At 63.1% G+C, this 15,206-nt stretch carries 13 protein-coding genes and 2 rRNA genes (1 of these 15 only partly in view); 2 read left to right on the forward strand and 13 right to left on the reverse strand.

Annotated elements, in window-relative coordinates; all coding sequences use genetic code 11:
* Positions 1-6: 6 nt before the first annotated feature.
* Positions 7-1,590, forward strand: a complete 1,584-nt coding sequence (locus VHA82_RS09840) for a thioredoxin family protein (RefSeq protein ID WP_325542996.1) — start codon at positions 7-9, stop codon at positions 1,588-1,590.
* On the opposite strand, the gene VHA82_RS09845 is transcribed toward VHA82_RS09840, so the two are convergent.
* The 11 genes from VHA82_RS09845 to VHA82_RS09895 all read right to left on the reverse strand — a co-directional run bounded on the left by VHA82_RS09845 (position 1,582) and on the right by VHA82_RS09895 (position 10,892).
* The gene (locus VHA82_RS09845; RefSeq protein WP_325542998.1) at positions 1,582-2,130 is read right to left on the reverse strand and encodes a TIGR02444 family protein; all 549 of its coding nucleotides are present in this window, start codon (positions 2,128-2,130) and stop codon (positions 1,582-1,584) included. The two genes, VHA82_RS09840 and VHA82_RS09845, sit on opposite strands and share 9 nt — an antisense overlap.
* Positions 2,109-2,720: a UbiX family flavin prenyltransferase gene (locus VHA82_RS09850; protein ID WP_325543000.1), complete on the reverse strand. Its 612-nt coding sequence runs from the start codon at positions 2,718-2,720 to the stop codon at positions 2,109-2,111. Before VHA82_RS09850 ends, VHA82_RS09845 begins: the two co-directional genes overlap by 22 nt.
* 10 nt (positions 2,721-2,730) lie before the next feature.
* Positions 2,731-4,092 carry a UbiD family decarboxylase gene (locus VHA82_RS09855; protein WP_325543002.1) on the reverse strand — a complete coding sequence of 454 codons (1,362 nt, stop codon included), beginning with the start codon at positions 4,090-4,092 and terminating at the stop codon, positions 2,731-2,733.
* A 72-nt stretch (positions 4,093-4,164) separates the two neighbouring features.
* Positions 4,165-4,932: an amino acid ABC transporter ATP-binding protein gene (locus VHA82_RS09860; RefSeq protein ID WP_349255987.1), complete on the reverse strand. Its 768-nt coding sequence runs from the start codon at positions 4,930-4,932 to the stop codon at positions 4,165-4,167.
* Positions 4,929-5,591, reverse strand: a complete 663-nt coding sequence (locus tag VHA82_RS09865) for an amino acid ABC transporter permease (protein ID WP_325543004.1) — start codon at positions 5,589-5,591, stop codon at positions 4,929-4,931. Before VHA82_RS09865 ends, VHA82_RS09860 begins: the two co-directional genes overlap by 4 nt.
* Before the next feature lie 4 nt (positions 5,592-5,595).
* Positions 5,596-6,321, reverse strand: coding sequence for an amino acid ABC transporter permease (locus VHA82_RS09870; RefSeq protein ID WP_325543006.1), 726 nt, complete (start codon positions 6,319-6,321; stop codon positions 5,596-5,598).
* Positions 6,322-6,413: 92 nt separating this feature from the next.
* On the reverse strand, positions 6,414-7,205 hold the full coding sequence (locus VHA82_RS09875) for an ABC transporter substrate-binding protein (protein WP_325543008.1): 792 nt from the start codon (positions 7,203-7,205) through the stop codon (positions 6,414-6,416).
* 48 nt (positions 7,206-7,253) lie between these two features.
* Positions 7,254-8,429 (reverse strand): acetylornithine deacetylase, encoded by a 1,176-nt coding sequence (gene argE, locus VHA82_RS09880; RefSeq protein ID WP_414708638.1) that lies wholly within the window; start codon positions 8,427-8,429, stop codon positions 7,254-7,256.
* Entirely contained in the window at positions 8,407-9,084 is a 678-nt protein-coding gene (locus tag VHA82_RS09885; RefSeq protein WP_325543013.1) for a DUF1028 domain-containing protein, read from the reverse strand. The genes argE and VHA82_RS09885 overlap by 23 nt, the downstream gene beginning before the upstream one ends.
* A 10-nt stretch (positions 9,085-9,094) precedes the next feature.
* The gene (locus VHA82_RS09890; protein ID WP_325543015.1) at positions 9,095-9,526 is read right to left on the reverse strand and encodes a RidA family protein; all 432 of its coding nucleotides are present in this window, start codon (positions 9,524-9,526) and stop codon (positions 9,095-9,097) included.
* Positions 9,527-9,614: 88 nt separating this feature from the next.
* Entirely contained in the window at positions 9,615-10,892 is a 1,278-nt protein-coding gene (locus VHA82_RS09895) for an NAD(P)/FAD-dependent oxidoreductase (RefSeq protein WP_325543017.1), read from the reverse strand.
* Between the two features lie 123 nt (positions 10,893-11,015).
* Here VHA82_RS09895 and VHA82_RS09900 point away from each other — a divergent pair, with 123 nt between their 5' ends.
* Entirely contained in the window at positions 11,016-12,008 is a 993-nt protein-coding gene (locus VHA82_RS09900; protein ID WP_325543019.1) for a LysR family transcriptional regulator, read from the forward strand.
* A gap of 112 nt (positions 12,009-12,120) precedes the next feature.
* Here VHA82_RS09900 and rrf read toward each other — a convergent pair.
* Both rrf and VHA82_RS09910 read right to left on the reverse strand, forming a co-directional pair.
* A 5S ribosomal RNA gene (gene rrf / locus VHA82_RS09905) occupies positions 12,121-12,233 on the reverse strand.
* A 117-nt stretch (positions 12,234-12,350) separates the two neighbouring features.
* Positions 12,351-15,206: ribosomal RNA gene (locus VHA82_RS09910) — 23S ribosomal RNA — on the reverse strand; it runs 18 nt beyond the window's last position.

Below are 15,206 nucleotides of genomic sequence, written 5' to 3' on the forward strand. Positions count from 1 at the left end.
GCTCGTATGCGAAGTGACTGTCGCTCACGGCTGGCCCAGCGGATCGCGCCGCTCGTGCTCGCGCTCGCAGCCGCACTTGCACCGGTCGCTCACGCGAGCGCATCGCCCGCCAAGGGAGCGATTGCGTGGCAAGTGGCCTCCTCCGATGCGGAGGTCGACAAGGCTTTCGCCCTGGCGAAGCAGGACGGCAAGCCGGTATTCCTGTACTGGGGGGCTGTGTGGTGCCCTCCGTGCAATCAGGTGAAGGCGACGCTCTTCAACCGGCCGGACTTCATCGAACGCTCTCGCGCTTTCGTTCCAGTCTATGTCGACGGCGACAAGCCGGGCGCGCAGAAGGTCGCGGCGCGATTCAAGGTTTCCGGCTATCCGACGATGGTCCTGTTCCGGCCCGACGGTTCCGAAATCACGCGCTTGCCCGGCGAGGTGGACCCGCAACGCTATCTCCTGACGTTGACCTCGGCGCTCGACGCGCAGGCGCCCGTGAAGGACCTCGTGGAACGCGCACTTCGCAAACAGCCCCTCACCGCGCAGCAGTGGCGCTTGCTAGCCTTCTATTCGTGGGAGACGGACGAGCAGCAGCTCGTCAGGACGGCCGACCTGCCGAAGCGTCTGTCGGAACTCGCGGCTGCCGTCCCGTCGGACCTGCCCCTGGTGCGCGACCGCCTCGCGTTCAAGGCCGCGAATGCGCGCTCGGACGCCGACGACAAGAAGCCGGATGCCGCGGCACTCGAAGCGGACCGGCGCGCGGTCGATCGGGTCCTTGCGGCCGGACCGGGTTCCGAGGAGCTGTCCGACCTCGTCTTCTATTACGCCGAAAGCATGGTGAAGTACCTCGCTCCCGAAGGCAAGGAACGCGCGGCGCTCGCTCACCGCTGGGAATCGGCGATGGACCGCCTGCTCGCGGCGCAGTCCGTCTCCGCGGCCGTTCGCATCGATGCGCTCGACAGCCGCATCGCGCTGTGGAAGTTCGAGGAGGGGGATACGCTGAGCGTCGCGCATCGCAACGAGGTGCTGCGCGACGTGGCGCGAATCGTCGCGCAGGCCACGGACCGTTACGAGCGCCAGGCCGTGATTCCGTCGGCCGCGCACGTGCTGACTGCGGCGGGGCTGATCGACGAATCGGACAAGCTGCTGAAGGCTGAATTGCCCCGCGCGGTCGCACCCTACTATCACATGCTCGTGCTGGCCGGCAACGCCAAGAAGCGCGGCGATGCCCAAGGCGCGCTCCAGTGGTACGAGCAGGCGTGGAAGAAATCGGAAGGGCCGGCAACGCGGCTGCAATGGGGTTCCGGATACGTCGGGAACATCATCGAGCTCACGCCGGGCGATGTGAATCGCGTTTCGGCGGCAGCGGGTTCTGTGATTTCGGCGCTCGAGCCGAAGAACGAGACGTTCTTCGAGCGCAACGAACGTACGCTGCAGCGGATGGCCAGGAAGTTGACGGCCTGGGAAGGGAAGGATCCGGCCCGCGCGAAGGCGGTCGCAAAGCTCAGGGACCAGCTGGCTCGAACCTGCGCGAGGCTTCCCGCCAAGCAGCCGGGTCGCGCGAACTGCGACAACGTGTTCTCGGGGGCCCAGGCTTCATCCTGAGCTTCCTCCGGCCTGGCGAATCACCTCCGCCGCAGCCGTGGCCGCGGCGTCCGGCACCGCCTGCGCACGCATGATGGCGAGCAAGTTGTCCGTCACCGGACTGGCGCCGGCCGGATCGCTCCCCTGGCGCATGATCTGTGCGGCCACGCTCTGCAGCTGCTCGATCTCCAGCCTTTCTGCCTGAAGCTCCAAAGCCTTCATCGATTCGAGAATGTCCGCAAAGCCTGGGTCGGCGGACTTCGTTGGAGCGGCCTTCAATTGCCGCCGCAAGGCGCGAATCGGCACGACCCACTGCTGCTGCCAGATTGCCGACACTTCCTGCGCCCGGACCACATCCGCCGCAGTCAGGCGCGCACCGAGGGCGCCCCCCACCCATGCCGCGAACATCAGCAGGTTGACGTCGACGCGATGCCTCTCCTGCAGGTCGAGACTGGTGGCGGCGACACCCGGCTGCGAGTAAAGCCACACCGCAAAGTCCCACAGCGACGTTCGCGGCCCCTGCGACATCGCACCCTCCTTCAGCCCCAGCGCTTCACCCAATCGGGCGAGAGGCCGAAAAGATCCAGCGTCCGGCCCACCGTATGCACGACGATGTCGTGGATCGACGCGGGCCGGTTGTAGAACGCGGGCACCGGCGGCGCCACGATCGCGCCGGCGCGCGTGACGGTGAGCATGTTCCCGATGTGGATTTCAGTAAGCGGGCTTTCGCGCGCGAGCAGCACGAGACGCCGGCGCTCCTTCAGCACCACGTCGGCCGAGCGGCTGATCAGGTTCGAGGTGACACCCGTCGCAATTTCGGCCAGCGTCTTCATCGAACACGGCGCGATGATCATGCCCAGCGTCGCGAACGAGCCGCTGGAGCAGCTCGCCGCGATGTCGCCGATGGCGTACACCTTGTCCGCAAGCGCTTTCACGTCCTGCACGCTGAAGTCCGTCTCGTGATGGATCGTGAGCGACGCGGCCTGCGAAATGATCAGGTGGGACTCGATGTCGAGCTCGCGCAGGGCCTTCAGCAAGGCGATGCCGTAGATCGCCCCCGAAGCGCCCGTGATGCCCACGATGATTCGAGGGCGCACGCCGGCGCCGCGCGCGGAATCGCCGCGCTCGGGATGAGATGCCGGGGCGTTCATGTTCGAGACATCACTTCAGCAGGTCCTGGATTCGCCGGTTCGCTTCCTCAGGAATGGTATGCCTGCGCGGAAAGCCACCCGCGGGCCGCGTCGCATCCACCATCATCTTCGATGTGAGGCCGGCATTGTTGGACGGATCGAGGATCGCACCCATCGCATTGCGGATCACGTCGATGTCGTCGCTCGCCTGCATGCGCGTCGCCATCGCCCAGAGCACGTCGCTGTCGTTGCGCACGTCGACGTCGTCGTCCACGACCACCACGAGCTTCAGGCTGAGGTCGTCGCCGAGAGCGACCGCCGCGGCATTGCGCGCCTGCCCCGCGGCCGCGCGGCGCAGCGCGATGTACGCATGGAAGCGGCAAGTCCCCGATTTCGGATAGGCCACCGCCGTCGCGTTCGGAAACTGCTGGCGCAGCGTCTTCAGCAGGCGCGCTTCGGCGGGCACCGCAAGCAGGCTCGTGTGTTCGTCGGAAATGCCGGGGACGATGTCCTGGTAGATCGCATCCCTGCGGTGCGTGATGGCTGTGATCTGCACGACGTTCTGCGTCGAACGCTCCGAGGCATAGCCGGTGAATTCGGCGAACGGACCCTCGGGCTCGCGCCGGCCCGCGAGGAGGCGGCCTTCCAGCACGAACTCCGCGTGCGCCGGCACGTCGATCGGGACCGTCCTCGCGCGCACGATTTCCAGAGGCTCGCCCATCAGGCCGCCGACCACCGAATACTCGTCGCCACCGATGGGCCCCTTCCACAGCCCGCCGAAGGTGAAGAGCGGATGCGCACCGATCACGATGGCAATCGGCAGGTCCTCGCCGCGCTCCTCGGCCCGCTGCGCATAGTTCCAGAGATGGCGGCGGCTGTGCAGGCTCGTGCCCAGCAGGTCGCGACCCTTCACCTGCATGCGGTGGAAGCTCGCGTTGCGCACACCCGTATCGGGATCGTTCGCCACCACGATCGCATTCGTGATGTAGCGGCCGGCATCTTCGGTGAAGTGCGTCATGATCGGAAGCACGCCGAGATCGACTTCGTCACCGGTGAGGACGACATCATGGATCGGCCCCGTGTCGCGCAGGACCGGCTCCAGCATGCCGTCGTTGCGCGCGGCCCAGGTTTCGGTGAGCTGGTCTTCTTGCACTCCAAGCGCCTGCGCATACCGCGATCTCGAACCGAAGACGTTCGTGACCACCGGGAAAGGCGAGGAGCCGACCTTGTCGAACCAGACGACGGGCGAGCGGCCCCTTGCCTCGAGACCCATCACGACCGCGGTGCTGTCGTAGTCCAGCTCCACGGGCCGGCGCACGCGCAGGAGCTGCGACGGGTCGCGTTGCTCGAGTTCATTCAGGAAGGCGCGCAACGTAAAGGGGTTTTGCTTCATCACTACCTCGGATTCTGGTGGCCCGTGGGCCGTTGCAAGAACAAGCGCGTCACCTCGACGCCAGGGCGCGCTTCAGAGCACTTTCGAGAGAAACGACGCGAGCCGCGGATCGGCCTTGCTGCTGAAGAATTCATCCGGCGCCGCCTCGAAGACGATGGTGCCGGAGACCATGAAGACGATCCGGTCGGCCACTTCCCGCGCGAAGTTCAATTCGTGCGTGACGATCACCGACGTCATGCCCGACTCCACGACTTCCCTGATGACGAGCAGCACTTCGTTCACCATTTCCGGATCGAGCGCGGAGGTCGGCTCATCGAAAAGCAGTGCGCGAGGTTCCATCGCGAGCGCGCGCGCGATCGCGACGCGCTGCCGCTGACCGCCCGACAGCTGGTCCGGATATTTGTCGCGTTGATCCTTCACGCCGACGCGCTCCAGGAGCCGATCGGCACGACGGTAGGCTTCTTCCTTCGCGACGCCGCGAGCCCGCATCGGCGCGAGCGCCACGTTCTTCGCCACCGTGAGATGCGGAAACAGGTTGAAGCTCTGGAACACCATCCCGACTTCCTGCCTCACGCGCTGAACGTCGCGGTGCGGACCGGGAATGTTGATCCCGTCCACGCAGATGTCGCCCGAATCCACCTCCTCCAGCGCATTGATGGTGCGCAGGAGGGTCGACTTGCCGCCACCGGAAGGCCCCACGATGCAGACGATTTCGCCCCGGCGGACCCTGAAAGTCACATCCTTCAGCGCCTGGAACCCAGCGAAGCTCTTGTGCAGGTTCGAGCAGGAGATGATGAATTCGTCCCGCCCCCCGGCCGGCGATCCACGCTCACGGCTCACTGCGACCTCCGCACCAGAATGCGCTCGTACATTTGTGCAAGATAACTCACTGGAAAGATCATGATCAGGTAGAAGATGCCGACCCCGGTGAACAGCTCGAAATAGCGATAGGACTGGCCGCTCGCGATCGTCGCCTGGTACACGAGTTCTCCAACGCCGATGATCGATGCGAGGCCCGAGACCTTCACGACGAGCGTGACGAGCCCGAGGATCGCCGGGATCGTGACGCGGAAGGCCTGCGGCACGATGATCTCCAGCCACACGTTCGGCTCCGGGATGCCGAGCGCGCGCGCGGCCTCGACTTGGCCGCGCGGCACGGCGTTGATGCCCGCCCGGAAGATCTCGGCGAGGAATGCGCCGGCGTAGAGCGACATGGCGGTCGCGGCGGAAGTGAAGGGTGTGAGGCGTGCATCCAGCACGAGCGGAGCGCAGTAGTACACCCAGAACATCACCAGCATTTCAGGGATGCCCCGCATCACGTAGATGTAGGCGGAGCAGATCCAGTAGAAGAGTCCGCGTTCAAGCAGGCGCCCGATGCATGCGAGCACGCCCAGGCCCGTGCCGGCGACGAGCGCGGTCGCGACGAGAACGAGTGTCGATGCCGCGCCCTGGGCGAGCACCGGAATGCTGCGAACGATGATGCCGATGTCGAAACTCATGCCGCTAGGCCGGGGTGCGGGTGGAAACCTCGAGCCACTTCGCGAGTTTTCCCACCACGAAATTCATGACGAAGTACACGGCCGCCGCCGTCGTCATGACCTCGATCGGCTTGAAGGTGTAGTCGCTGATGCGCGTTGCCATCGTCATCAGCTCGCCGACCTGCAGCACGGTGAGCAGCGAACTGCCGCTCAGGAAACTCAGCGCGACGTTCGAAAAAGGCGGAATCATGATCCGAAGCGCCTGCGGCAGGATCACATCGAACCAGCGTGAAGCCACGGGCAGACCGAGCGCTCTCGCGGCCTCGAACTGGCCCCTGGGCACCGCCTGGATGCCTGCTCGAGTGATGTCCGTGAGATACGCGCTCGACTGCAGCGTGAGGGCGAGCAGCCCGCTTTGCAGGGCCGATGTCGAATAGCCCGTCAGCATCGGCAGCCCGAAGTGCGTCCAGAAGAGCAGCACGATGAGAGGCAGGTTGCGAAACACCTCCACGTAGGCCCAGATCGCGGCTCGAACGAGCCGGGGTGCGAGCTGGTAGAGGATGGCGAGACAGCCGCCGAGGACGAATCCCGCGACGAGCGACACTGCTGTGATCACGAGGGTCTTGCCTGCGCCTTCGAGCAGCGGGCCGGAGTACTTGACGATCACCGAGGCGTCGAGCGTGCCGACGAAGCTCCAGTTCACCGTGGCGAGGATCGCGGCGACCACGCCCAGGCCCAGCACGAGCGACATCGCGTCGCGCCAGGCGATCCTCGCGAAAAGGCCGCGGCGGCGAGGCTTTGCTTCGGTCCCGCCGCTATCGTGAACGCTCGGACGGCTCTGCGTCACTTATCGCCCGTCGTGGAGACCCCGAGCCACTTCTTCTTCATCGCTTCGAGCTTGCCGGAGCGTTCCATGTCCGACAGCACATCGTCCACGGCCTTCAGCAACTGTGGCTGACCGAGGGGCACCATGAATGCAAACGGCGTGGGATCGAGCAATTTGTCGCCGATGGGGCGCAGCTTCAGATTGGGATTCTGGCGCAAGAAGAGGACACCTCCGACGTAGCCCGCGAACACGGCGTCGGAGCGGCCCGCAGCCACGTCGAGGAAGTTCGGCTGCGTCGCGTCGGACGTGAGTGTCTTGATCGTCGCGTTCTTGAAGAAGGACTTGGCGTACGTTTCCTCCGCCGTGCCCGCGCGGACCGCGATCGTCTTGCCCGCCACATCGATGTCGGCGTACTTCGAAGCCTTCGACGTCACCGGCACGAACGCGGTCTTCGTCTCCTGGGAGTACGGACGCGTGAACGCCACCTGCTTGGCGCGCTCGGGGGTGATGTAAGTGGCCGCGATCGACATGTCGCAGCGATCGCTGGTGAGATTGGCGATGAGCGTCGCGAAGCTCGTGTCGACGTGCGCCAGCTTCACGTTCAGCGCCTTCGCGATCTCTTCTGCGACATCCACGTCGAGACCCTCCCACTGATTCTTGATCGGGTCCTTGGCGTTGTAGGGCGGATACGCGGCATCGCACACGCGCAAGGTTCCTTCCTGCTTGACCCGCTGCAGCAGGTCGCCTTGCGCTGCGGCGGCCGCGAACGAAGCGGCTGCGACGATGATGAAGGTGGCAATGCGTTTCAAGGTGGTTCTCCTGTGAAAAATCGGTGGATGCCGGTGAAGGTGGTGGCCTCACGCATGTCGCAGGTATCGCGCAAGGCGCGCGAGCATGGCGTCGCATCGCGCGAGCTGGTCGACAGTGATGAACTCGTCCGGCTTGTGTCCCTGGTCCATGCTGCCGGGTCCGCAGACGACCGCGGGAATGCCCGCGCGGTCGTACAGGCCTCCTTCGGAGCCGAAGGCCACCGTGCCGAATTCGGCCGACCCGCTCCAGTCGGCAAGGAGCCGCGCCGCTTCGCTGTGCGCATCCGTGGCGAGCGCGGGGTAGCTGGCGACGACGTCCACCGACACACCAGTATCCGCCTGCACCGCGCGCATTCGGGGTTCGACTTCCGTGGCCGCATGGTCGCGCAATTCCGCGACAACCCGCTCCGGGTCGAACCCGGGAACCGCGCGAACCTCGAAGTCGAATTCGCATTCGGCCGGCACGATATTCAGCGCGGTGCCGCCCTTGATGAGGCCGGTCTGCACCGTCGAGAACGGTGGATCGAAGCGAGTGTCCCGAAGGCCGGGCTGCGCGAGCCGCTCGCCGATCCGGCCGAGCTGCGCGATCAGGCGGGCCGCGTATTCGATGGCGTTCACGCCGGAAGGTGAATGCGCCGAGTGGCAGGCGAAGCCGCGCACGCGGCAGCGCGCCGCAATCTTTCCCTTGTGCCCGAGGATCGGCCGCAGCTCGGAAGGCTCGCCGATCAGGCACAGCCGCGGCTTGTTGGCGCGAGTCTGCAGCTCCTCGAGCAGCGAGCCCACGCCGACGCAGCCGATCTCTTCGTCGTACGAGAACGCCAGGTGGACCGGCACGGCGAGGTCTTCGCGCGCGAGTGCCGGCACAGTGGCCAGTACCGACGCGATGAAGCCCTTCATGTCCGCCGTGCCGCGTCCGTAGAGGCGGCCGTCCCTGCGAGTGAGGCGGAAGGGATCGACGGACCAGTTCTGTCCGTCGACCGGCACGACATCGGTGTGGCCCGAAAGCACGATGCCTCCGCGGTCACCAGGGCCGATGGTGGCGAAGAGATTTGCCTTCGTACGTTCCTTGTTGTGGAACAGTTCGGATGCGATGCCGAAACCGCGCAGGTAGTCCGCGACGAATGAAATCAATGCAAGGTTCGAATCGCGGCTCACCGTCGGAAACCCAACGAGCTGTTCCAGCAGGCCGACGCTCGCGGATTCACTCGTCACCGGGAACTCCATAGCTCGGCGCCGCCGTGGGATTCAGTGCACGCGTCAGATAGTCTCGCATCTGCGGCTTGTAGGCGGTCCAGAGCCCGGCGAGATGGTCGATCGGGTCTGTCTCGATCCAATCCACACGCAGGTCGGCGATGGGCCATTCGACCGCATCGACGATCTTCATTCCCGCCGACCGCACGGGTCCGGCTTCGCCACCGGCCTCGACCGCGGCACGCATCGCAGCCACCAGCCGGTCGCCGAGGAGGCCGGTGGACGTTTCGAACGACCGCACCATCGCGGCGATCACGTCGGGACTCGACAAAAGGTTGCCTGCGGCGACGCATTGGTCGCCCGCGATGGCTTCGTGCACACCCAGGGCTTCACGCCCCGTGAACAGCGCAGTGCGTCCTTGCGCATCGATGACCGTCACCTGCCGGTAGTCACGGTAGGCGTCCGCATTGCACGCCATCTCCAGCGCCTCACGCGGATGAAGCTTTTCGTTTTCGAGCCGATCGAGAATGCGCAAACCGAGCGAAGGGAGCGTGACGTTCTGCGTGGCCACTGCGCCGACGCCTGCCCGTGCCCACGGGCATCGTGCCGCGACCGCGATGCTCGAGGAGCTGATCGCGATCCCGAGTTGCCGCGTCTCGCTGCAGCGTGCAACGATCGAGAAGGTCATGCTGCGCTCCTCATGCCCGCCCCGGCTTCCAGCCGTCCGGGATCACCGCGATCACGTCGATTTCCATCAGCCACTGCGGCTGCCCGAGCGCCGACACGACGAGGCCGGTGGAAATCGGAAACACGCCTTTCAGCCATCTGCCGACTTCCTGATAGACGGGTTCGCGGTAGCGCGGATCGGTGAGGTAGGTCGTCGTCTTCACGATGTGCGACAGCTCGCTGCCTGCTTCCTCGAGCAGTTGCTTCACGTTCTTCATCGCCTGTTCCGCCTGCGCGCGCGGGTCCCCCAGGCCCACAAGATGTCCCTCGAAGTCCGTGCCCACCTGACCGCGCACGTACACGGTATTGCCCGCGCGCACGGCCTGGCACAGATCGTTGTCGAGCGTCTGGTTCGGATAGGTGTCCCGGGTGTTGAACATCCGGATTCGCGTGTGGGTCGGCATGGGGGCCTCTTTGTCTTCCTGGTTTGTGCGGCGCTGCGGCGTCAGGCGTCCGCACCGTCGAATAGAGTCGATCCGGAAGTGGACTCGTTCACGCGGCTGCGGCCCCCCGGCGTTGAGACGCATCTCGGTAGGCGAGGTACTTGCGCTGGATGCCGATGTGGTCCGCGATGTGCTTGGCGTCGTGCCACACGCCCCAGATGAAGGCCGAGCCGCGGCGCGACAGCCACGAGAGGCCGAGGAAGTAGATGCCCGGCTCGGCCGAAATTCCCCGCTGGTGACGCGGCTTGCCTTTCGCGTCGAGGGCATTCTCGGGCAGCCAGCGATAGTCGGCGGTGTACCCCGTGGCCCAGATGATCGAGCGGATACCTGCTTTGCGCAGGTCGAGCTCGAGCAGCGGCTGCGTGACGCATTTCGGCAGCGGCGGCAATTCGCGTGCCGCGGGATCGGCGGGGAGATCGACTCCGTTGCGCTTTGCGTAGGCATCGGCGGCGTCGAGCATTGCGAAGTAGCTCTCGTCGCCGCGCGCGATGTCGCCGGCGAGATTGCCGTCGAATCGCACGATGCGCTCGCTCACGCCCGCCGTCATTCCAACGAGCGTGATGCCCTGCTGCCCCAGGCGACGGAAGTCGATCGTTTCGCCCCCACGCACGCCGCTCACCGCGATGGTGACGTGCTCGCGGCCCTCGGCGGGCGTGTCCTTGTCCCACTCGCCCAGCACGCCAAGCCACCAGCAGTAGTCGCGATTGCGATAACTTCGGGGCAGGCGGTCATGCGGCCCGACAGAGAGATACACCTTGCGTCCCGCGCGGTTCAGTTCGTCCGCGATCTGCACGCCCGAGGAGCCCGCCCCCACGACCAGCACCCCGCCTTCGGGCATCTGATGCGGATTCTTGTAGTCTGCCGAGTGAATCTGGTAGAGACCGTCATCCTTCGGCGCGATCGCCGGTACGAGCGGTTGCTGAAACGGCCCTGTCGCGACGACGACGCGGTTCGCGCGGATCTCGCCTTCGGAAGTCTGCGCGACGAATCTCGGGTCCCCCGGGATGCGGCGCACGGACGTTACCTCCACGCCGGTGCGGATCGGGGCCTCGAACTTTCGCGCGTAATCCTCGAAGTAGCGCGCGACCCGATCCTTCGAGGCGAATGCGTCCGGGTCGAGATCCTCGAACTCCAGACCAGGAAACCGGTCATGCCACGCCGGGCCGTTGGCCACCAGCGAATCCCAGCGACCGGTGCGCCACCGCTCCGCGATGCGGGACCTTTCGAGGACGAGATGTGGAATCTCCTGGCGCGTAAGGTGCTCGCTCATGGCAACGCCAGCCTGCCCAGCCCCGACGACCAACGTGTCGATCGTACTATCTTTCATGCAATCTCCTGCGGACCGCCGTCACGACGACGCGTCACTGTCGCCTCATTGAACAGGAGGATGCGCGGCGCGTGGCTCGGATTTGCCGATGCCCTGCATCGGAAATCCTGCAGAATCGCAACCGTGCTTACGCGCCTCACGTTCCGGCAGCTCGAATATTGCGTCGCCGCCAGCGAGTTCGGCAGCATCTCGCTTGCCGCCGAATCGATCTCCGTGTCGCCTTCTTCCATTTCGGCGGCCATTACCCAGGTCGAATCCGAGCTGCAGGTGGCTCTCTTCGTGCGGCTGCATGGGCAAGGTCTGTCGCTGACACCTGTGGGCGAGGAAGTCATCCGCCAGGTGCGTGTCGTGATGGAAAGTGCATCGGCGCTCTACGAGGTCGCCGATCAGGCTCAGCGCGGCATGCGAGGCACGTTGCGGGTGGGATGCTTCAGCACGCTCGCGGCGATGGTCACTCCGGAGCTGTGCCAGGCGTTCGCGCGCGCGCACCCGACGGTCGAAGTCTCGCTCGTGGAGGACGACCATGAAGGCCTCATGCATCGGCTGCGAATGGCGCAGATCGACGTCGCCATCACGTACGACCTGAGCGCGGAACCGGATATCGTGTTCGAGCCGCTCGCTCCGCTGCCACCCTATGCGCTCGTCAGTGAAACAGATCCGCTCGCGCAGCAGCCTTCCACTTCGCTCGATGAGCTGTCGCAGCTGCCGATGATTCTGCTGGACATGCCGCTCAGTCGCGAGTACTTCGTCTCGCTGTTCAGGAGTGCCGGCCTCATGCCCCGCATCGCCGCGCGTTCGGCAAGCGGCGACGTCGTGCGCTCGCTCGTCGCCAACGGCTTCGGCTATTCACTCTTCAACGCACGGCCGCGCGCGAACCTGTCGCTCGACGGCAAGAGGCTGGTCGAGGTACCGCTCACGGGAAAGCATCGGCCGATGATGCTCGGACTCGCCTGGGCAGCGCAGCAGAAACGCCGCCGCGTGGTCGAGGCCTTCATGGAACGCTGCCGCACCTTCGTGTCGAAGGACTACATCCCCGGCATGCGCCCCGGTGCCGTGCGCAGCCCTCCAGGCGGTGAACTCCCAGGCACAGCTCGCTCCTGCGCAGGCAGCGGCTGATCGCGGTTCGCTGTCCACGTCCATCACGAGGTCACGCAGCCACACCGGGAACGCGGACTCGCAAAAAGCAAAACGCCCGGTGATTTCTCACCGGGCGTTTGCCGCTGTAATAGCCTGACGATGTCCTACTTTCACACGGGAATCCGCACTATCATCGGCGCAGAGGCGTTTCACTGTCCTGTTCGGGATGGGAAGGAGTGGGACCACCTCGCTATGGTCATCAGGCATAACTTGTCGCCGGCTTGCATTGCGTGCAAGACGACCAATTCATAGAGCTTCGAATCAGCTTCTGATTGCGTTCAACCTCTGGCATAACACCCTGATCGATCTGATCAAAGTTATAGGGTCAAGCCGCACGAGCAATTAGTACTGGTTAGCTTAACGCATTGCTGCGCTTCCACACCCAGCCTATCAACGTCCTGGTCTAGAACGACTCTTCAGGGGGCTCAAGGCCCCGGCAGATCTCATCTTGAAACGAGTTTCCCGCTTAGATGCTTTCAGCGGTTATCTCTTCCGCACTTAGCTACCCTGCAATGCCACTGGCGTGACAACAGGTACACCAGAGGTGCGTCCACTCCGGTCCTCTCGTACTAGGAGCAGGCTTCCTCAAATCTGCAGCGCCCACGGAAGATAGGGACCAAACTGTCTCACGACGTTTTAAACCCAGCTCACGTACCTCTTTAAATGGCGAACAGCCATACCCTTGGGACCGGCTACAGCCCCAGGATGAGATGAGCCGACATCGAGGTGCCAAACACCGCCGTCGATATGAACTCTTGGGCGGTATCAGCCTGTTATCCCCAGAGTACCTTTTATCCGTTGAGCGATGGCCCTTCCATACAGAACCACCGGATCACTATGTCCTGCTTTCGCATCTGCTCGACTTGTCGGTCTCGCAGTTAAGCACGCTTATGCCATTGCACTATCGTCACGATGTCCGACCGTAACTAGCGTACCTTCGAACTCCTCCGTTACGCTTTGGGAGGAGACCGCCCCAGTCAAACTGCCTACCATGCACTGTCCCCGACCCGGATTACGGGCCTAGGTTAGAACCTCAAACGCACCAGGGTGGTATTTCAACGTTGGCTCCACCAGATCTAGCGACCCGGCTTCAAAGCCTCCCACCTATCCTACACAGATCCGTTCAAAGTCCAATACAAAGCTACAGTAAAGGTTCATGGGGTCTTTCCGTCTTTCCGCGGGGAGATTGCATCATCACAAACATTTCAACTTCGCTGAGTCTCGGGAGGAGACAGTGTGGCCATCGTTACGCCATTCGTGCAGGTCGGAACTTACCCGACAAGGAATTTCGCTACCTTAGGACCGTTATAGTTACGGCCGCCGTTTACTGGGACTTCGATCAAGAGCTTGCACCCCATCACTTAATCTTCCAGCACCGGGCAGGCGTCACACCCTATACGTCCACTTTCGTGTTTGCAGAGTGCTGTGTTTTTATTAAACAGTCGCAGCCACCGATTCTTTGCAACCTCATTGGGCTCCCCTTGTACAGGTTCACCTACTAAAGGCACACCTTCTTCCGAAGTTACGGTGTCAATTTGCCGAGTTCCTTCTCCCGAGTTCTCTCAAGCGCCTGAGAATACTCATCTCGCGCACCAGTGTCGGTTTGCGGTACGGTCGTTGCAAGCTGGAGCTTAGTGGCTTTTCCTGGAAGCAGGGTATCACTCGCTTCGGCGGCAAGCCGCCTCGTTATCACCCCTCATCTAAGCCCGGCGGATTTACCTACCAGGCACGACTACAGGCTTGAACCGGGACATCCAACACCCGGCCGAGCTAACCTTCTCCGTCCCCACATCGCACTTGCAATCGGTACAGGAATATTGACCTGTTTCCCATCAGCTACGCATCTCTGCCTCGCCTTAGGGGCCGACTCACTCTACGCCGATGAACGTTGCGTAGAAAACCTTGCGCTTACGGCGAGCGGGCTTTTCACCCGCTTTAACGCTACTCATGTCAGCATTCGCACTTCCGATACCTCCAGCAGCCCTTACGAGCCACCTTCACAGGCTTACGGAACGCTCTCCTACCACCGGCACTTGCGTGCCGATCCGCAGCTTCGGTAACTGGCTTAGCCCCGTTACATCTTCCGCGCAGGACGACTCGATCAGTGAGCTATTACGCTTTCTTTAAATGATGGCTGCTTCTAAGCCAACATCCTGACTGTTTTAGCCTTCCCACTTCGTTTCCCACTTAGCCAATTTTAGGGACCTTAGCTGGCGGTCTGGGTTGTTTCCCTCTTGTGTCCGGACGTTAGCACCCGGTGCACTGTCTCCCGCGCTCTGCTCTTCGGTATTCGGAGTTTGCCTTGGTTTGGTAAGTCGCCATGACCCCCTAGCCAAAACAGTGCTCTACCCCCGAAGGCAATACGCGAGGCACTACCTAAATAGTTTTCGGAGAGAACCAGCTATTTCCAGATTTGTTTAGCCTTTCACCCCTATCCACAGCTCATCCACCAGTTTTGCAACACTGGTTGGTTCGGACCTCCAGTACCTGTTACGGCACCTTCATCCTGGCCATGGATAGATCATCTGGTTTCGGGTCTACACCCAGCGACTGGACGCCCTGTTCGGACTCGGTTTCCCTGCGGCTACCCTATTCGGTTAACCTTGCCACTGAATGTAAGTCGCTGACCCATTATACAAAAGGTACGCCGTCACCCTTGCGGGCTCCGACTTTTTGTAAGCATGCGGTTTCAGGATCTATTTCACTCCCCTCCCGGGGTTCTTTTCGCCTTTCCCTCACGGTACTAGTTCACTATCGGTCGATTACGAGTATTTAGCCTTGGAGGATGGTCCCCCCATCTTCAGACAGGATTTCACGTGTCCCGCCCTACTTTTCGCTAGCTTAGTACCACGCAGGTCTTTTCGCGTACGGGGCTATCACCCTCTGTAGCCCACCTTTCCAGGTGGTTCCGCTAAGTTCTGCGCTATCACTAGCAGGCTCTTCCGATTTCGCTCGCCACTACTTTCGGAATCTCGGTTGATGTCTTTTCCTCGAGCTACTGAGATGTTTCAGTTCGCCCGGTTCGCCTCTTTGGCCTATGTATTCAGCCAAAGATACCTTTCGGTGGGTTTCCCCATTCGGAAATCTCCGGATCAAAGCTTATTTGCCAGCTCCCCGAAGCTTATCGCAGGCTATCACGTCCTTCATCGCCTGTAATCGCCAAGGCATCCACCACAT

Origin of the sequence: Ramlibacter sp., assembly GCF_035548915.1 — a bacterium.
Lineage (GTDB): Bacteria > Pseudomonadota > Gammaproteobacteria > Burkholderiales > Burkholderiaceae_C > Ramlibacter.

Excerpts from the sequence above, each read along its gene's own strand:
- VHA82_RS09840 (WP_325542996.1), top strand. The coding sequence starts at position 7 with ATGCGAAGTGACTGTCGCTCACGGCTGGCCCAGCGGATCGCGCCGCTC.
- VHA82_RS09850 (WP_325543000.1), bottom strand. The coding sequence starts at position 2,720 with ATGAACGCCCCGGCATCTCATCCCGAGCGCGGCGATTCCGCGCGCGGC.
- VHA82_RS09855 (WP_325543002.1), bottom strand. The coding sequence starts at position 4,092 with ATGAAGCAAAACCCCTTTACGTTGCGCGCCTTCCTGAATGAACTCGAG.
- VHA82_RS09865 (WP_325543004.1), bottom strand. The coding sequence starts at position 5,591 with ATGAGTTTCGACATCGGCATCATCGTTCGCAGCATTCCGGTGCTCGCC.
- VHA82_RS09870 (WP_325543006.1), bottom strand. The coding sequence starts at position 6,321 with ATGTCGCTCGTGCTGGGCCTGGGCGTGGTCGCCGCGATCCTCGCCACG.
- argE (WP_414708638.1), bottom strand. The coding sequence starts at position 8,429 with ATGGAGTTCCCGGTGACGAGTGAATCCGCGAGCGTCGGCCTGCTGGAA.
- VHA82_RS09885 (WP_325543013.1), bottom strand. The coding sequence starts at position 9,084 with ATGACCTTCTCGATCGTTGCACGCTGCAGCGAGACGCGGCAACTCGGG.
- VHA82_RS09890 (WP_325543015.1), bottom strand. The coding sequence starts at position 9,526 with ATGCCGACCCACACGCGAATCCGGATGTTCAACACCCGGGACACCTAT.
- VHA82_RS09895 (WP_325543017.1), bottom strand. The coding sequence starts at position 10,892 with ATGAAAGATAGTACGATCGACACGTTGGTCGTCGGGGCTGGGCAGGCT.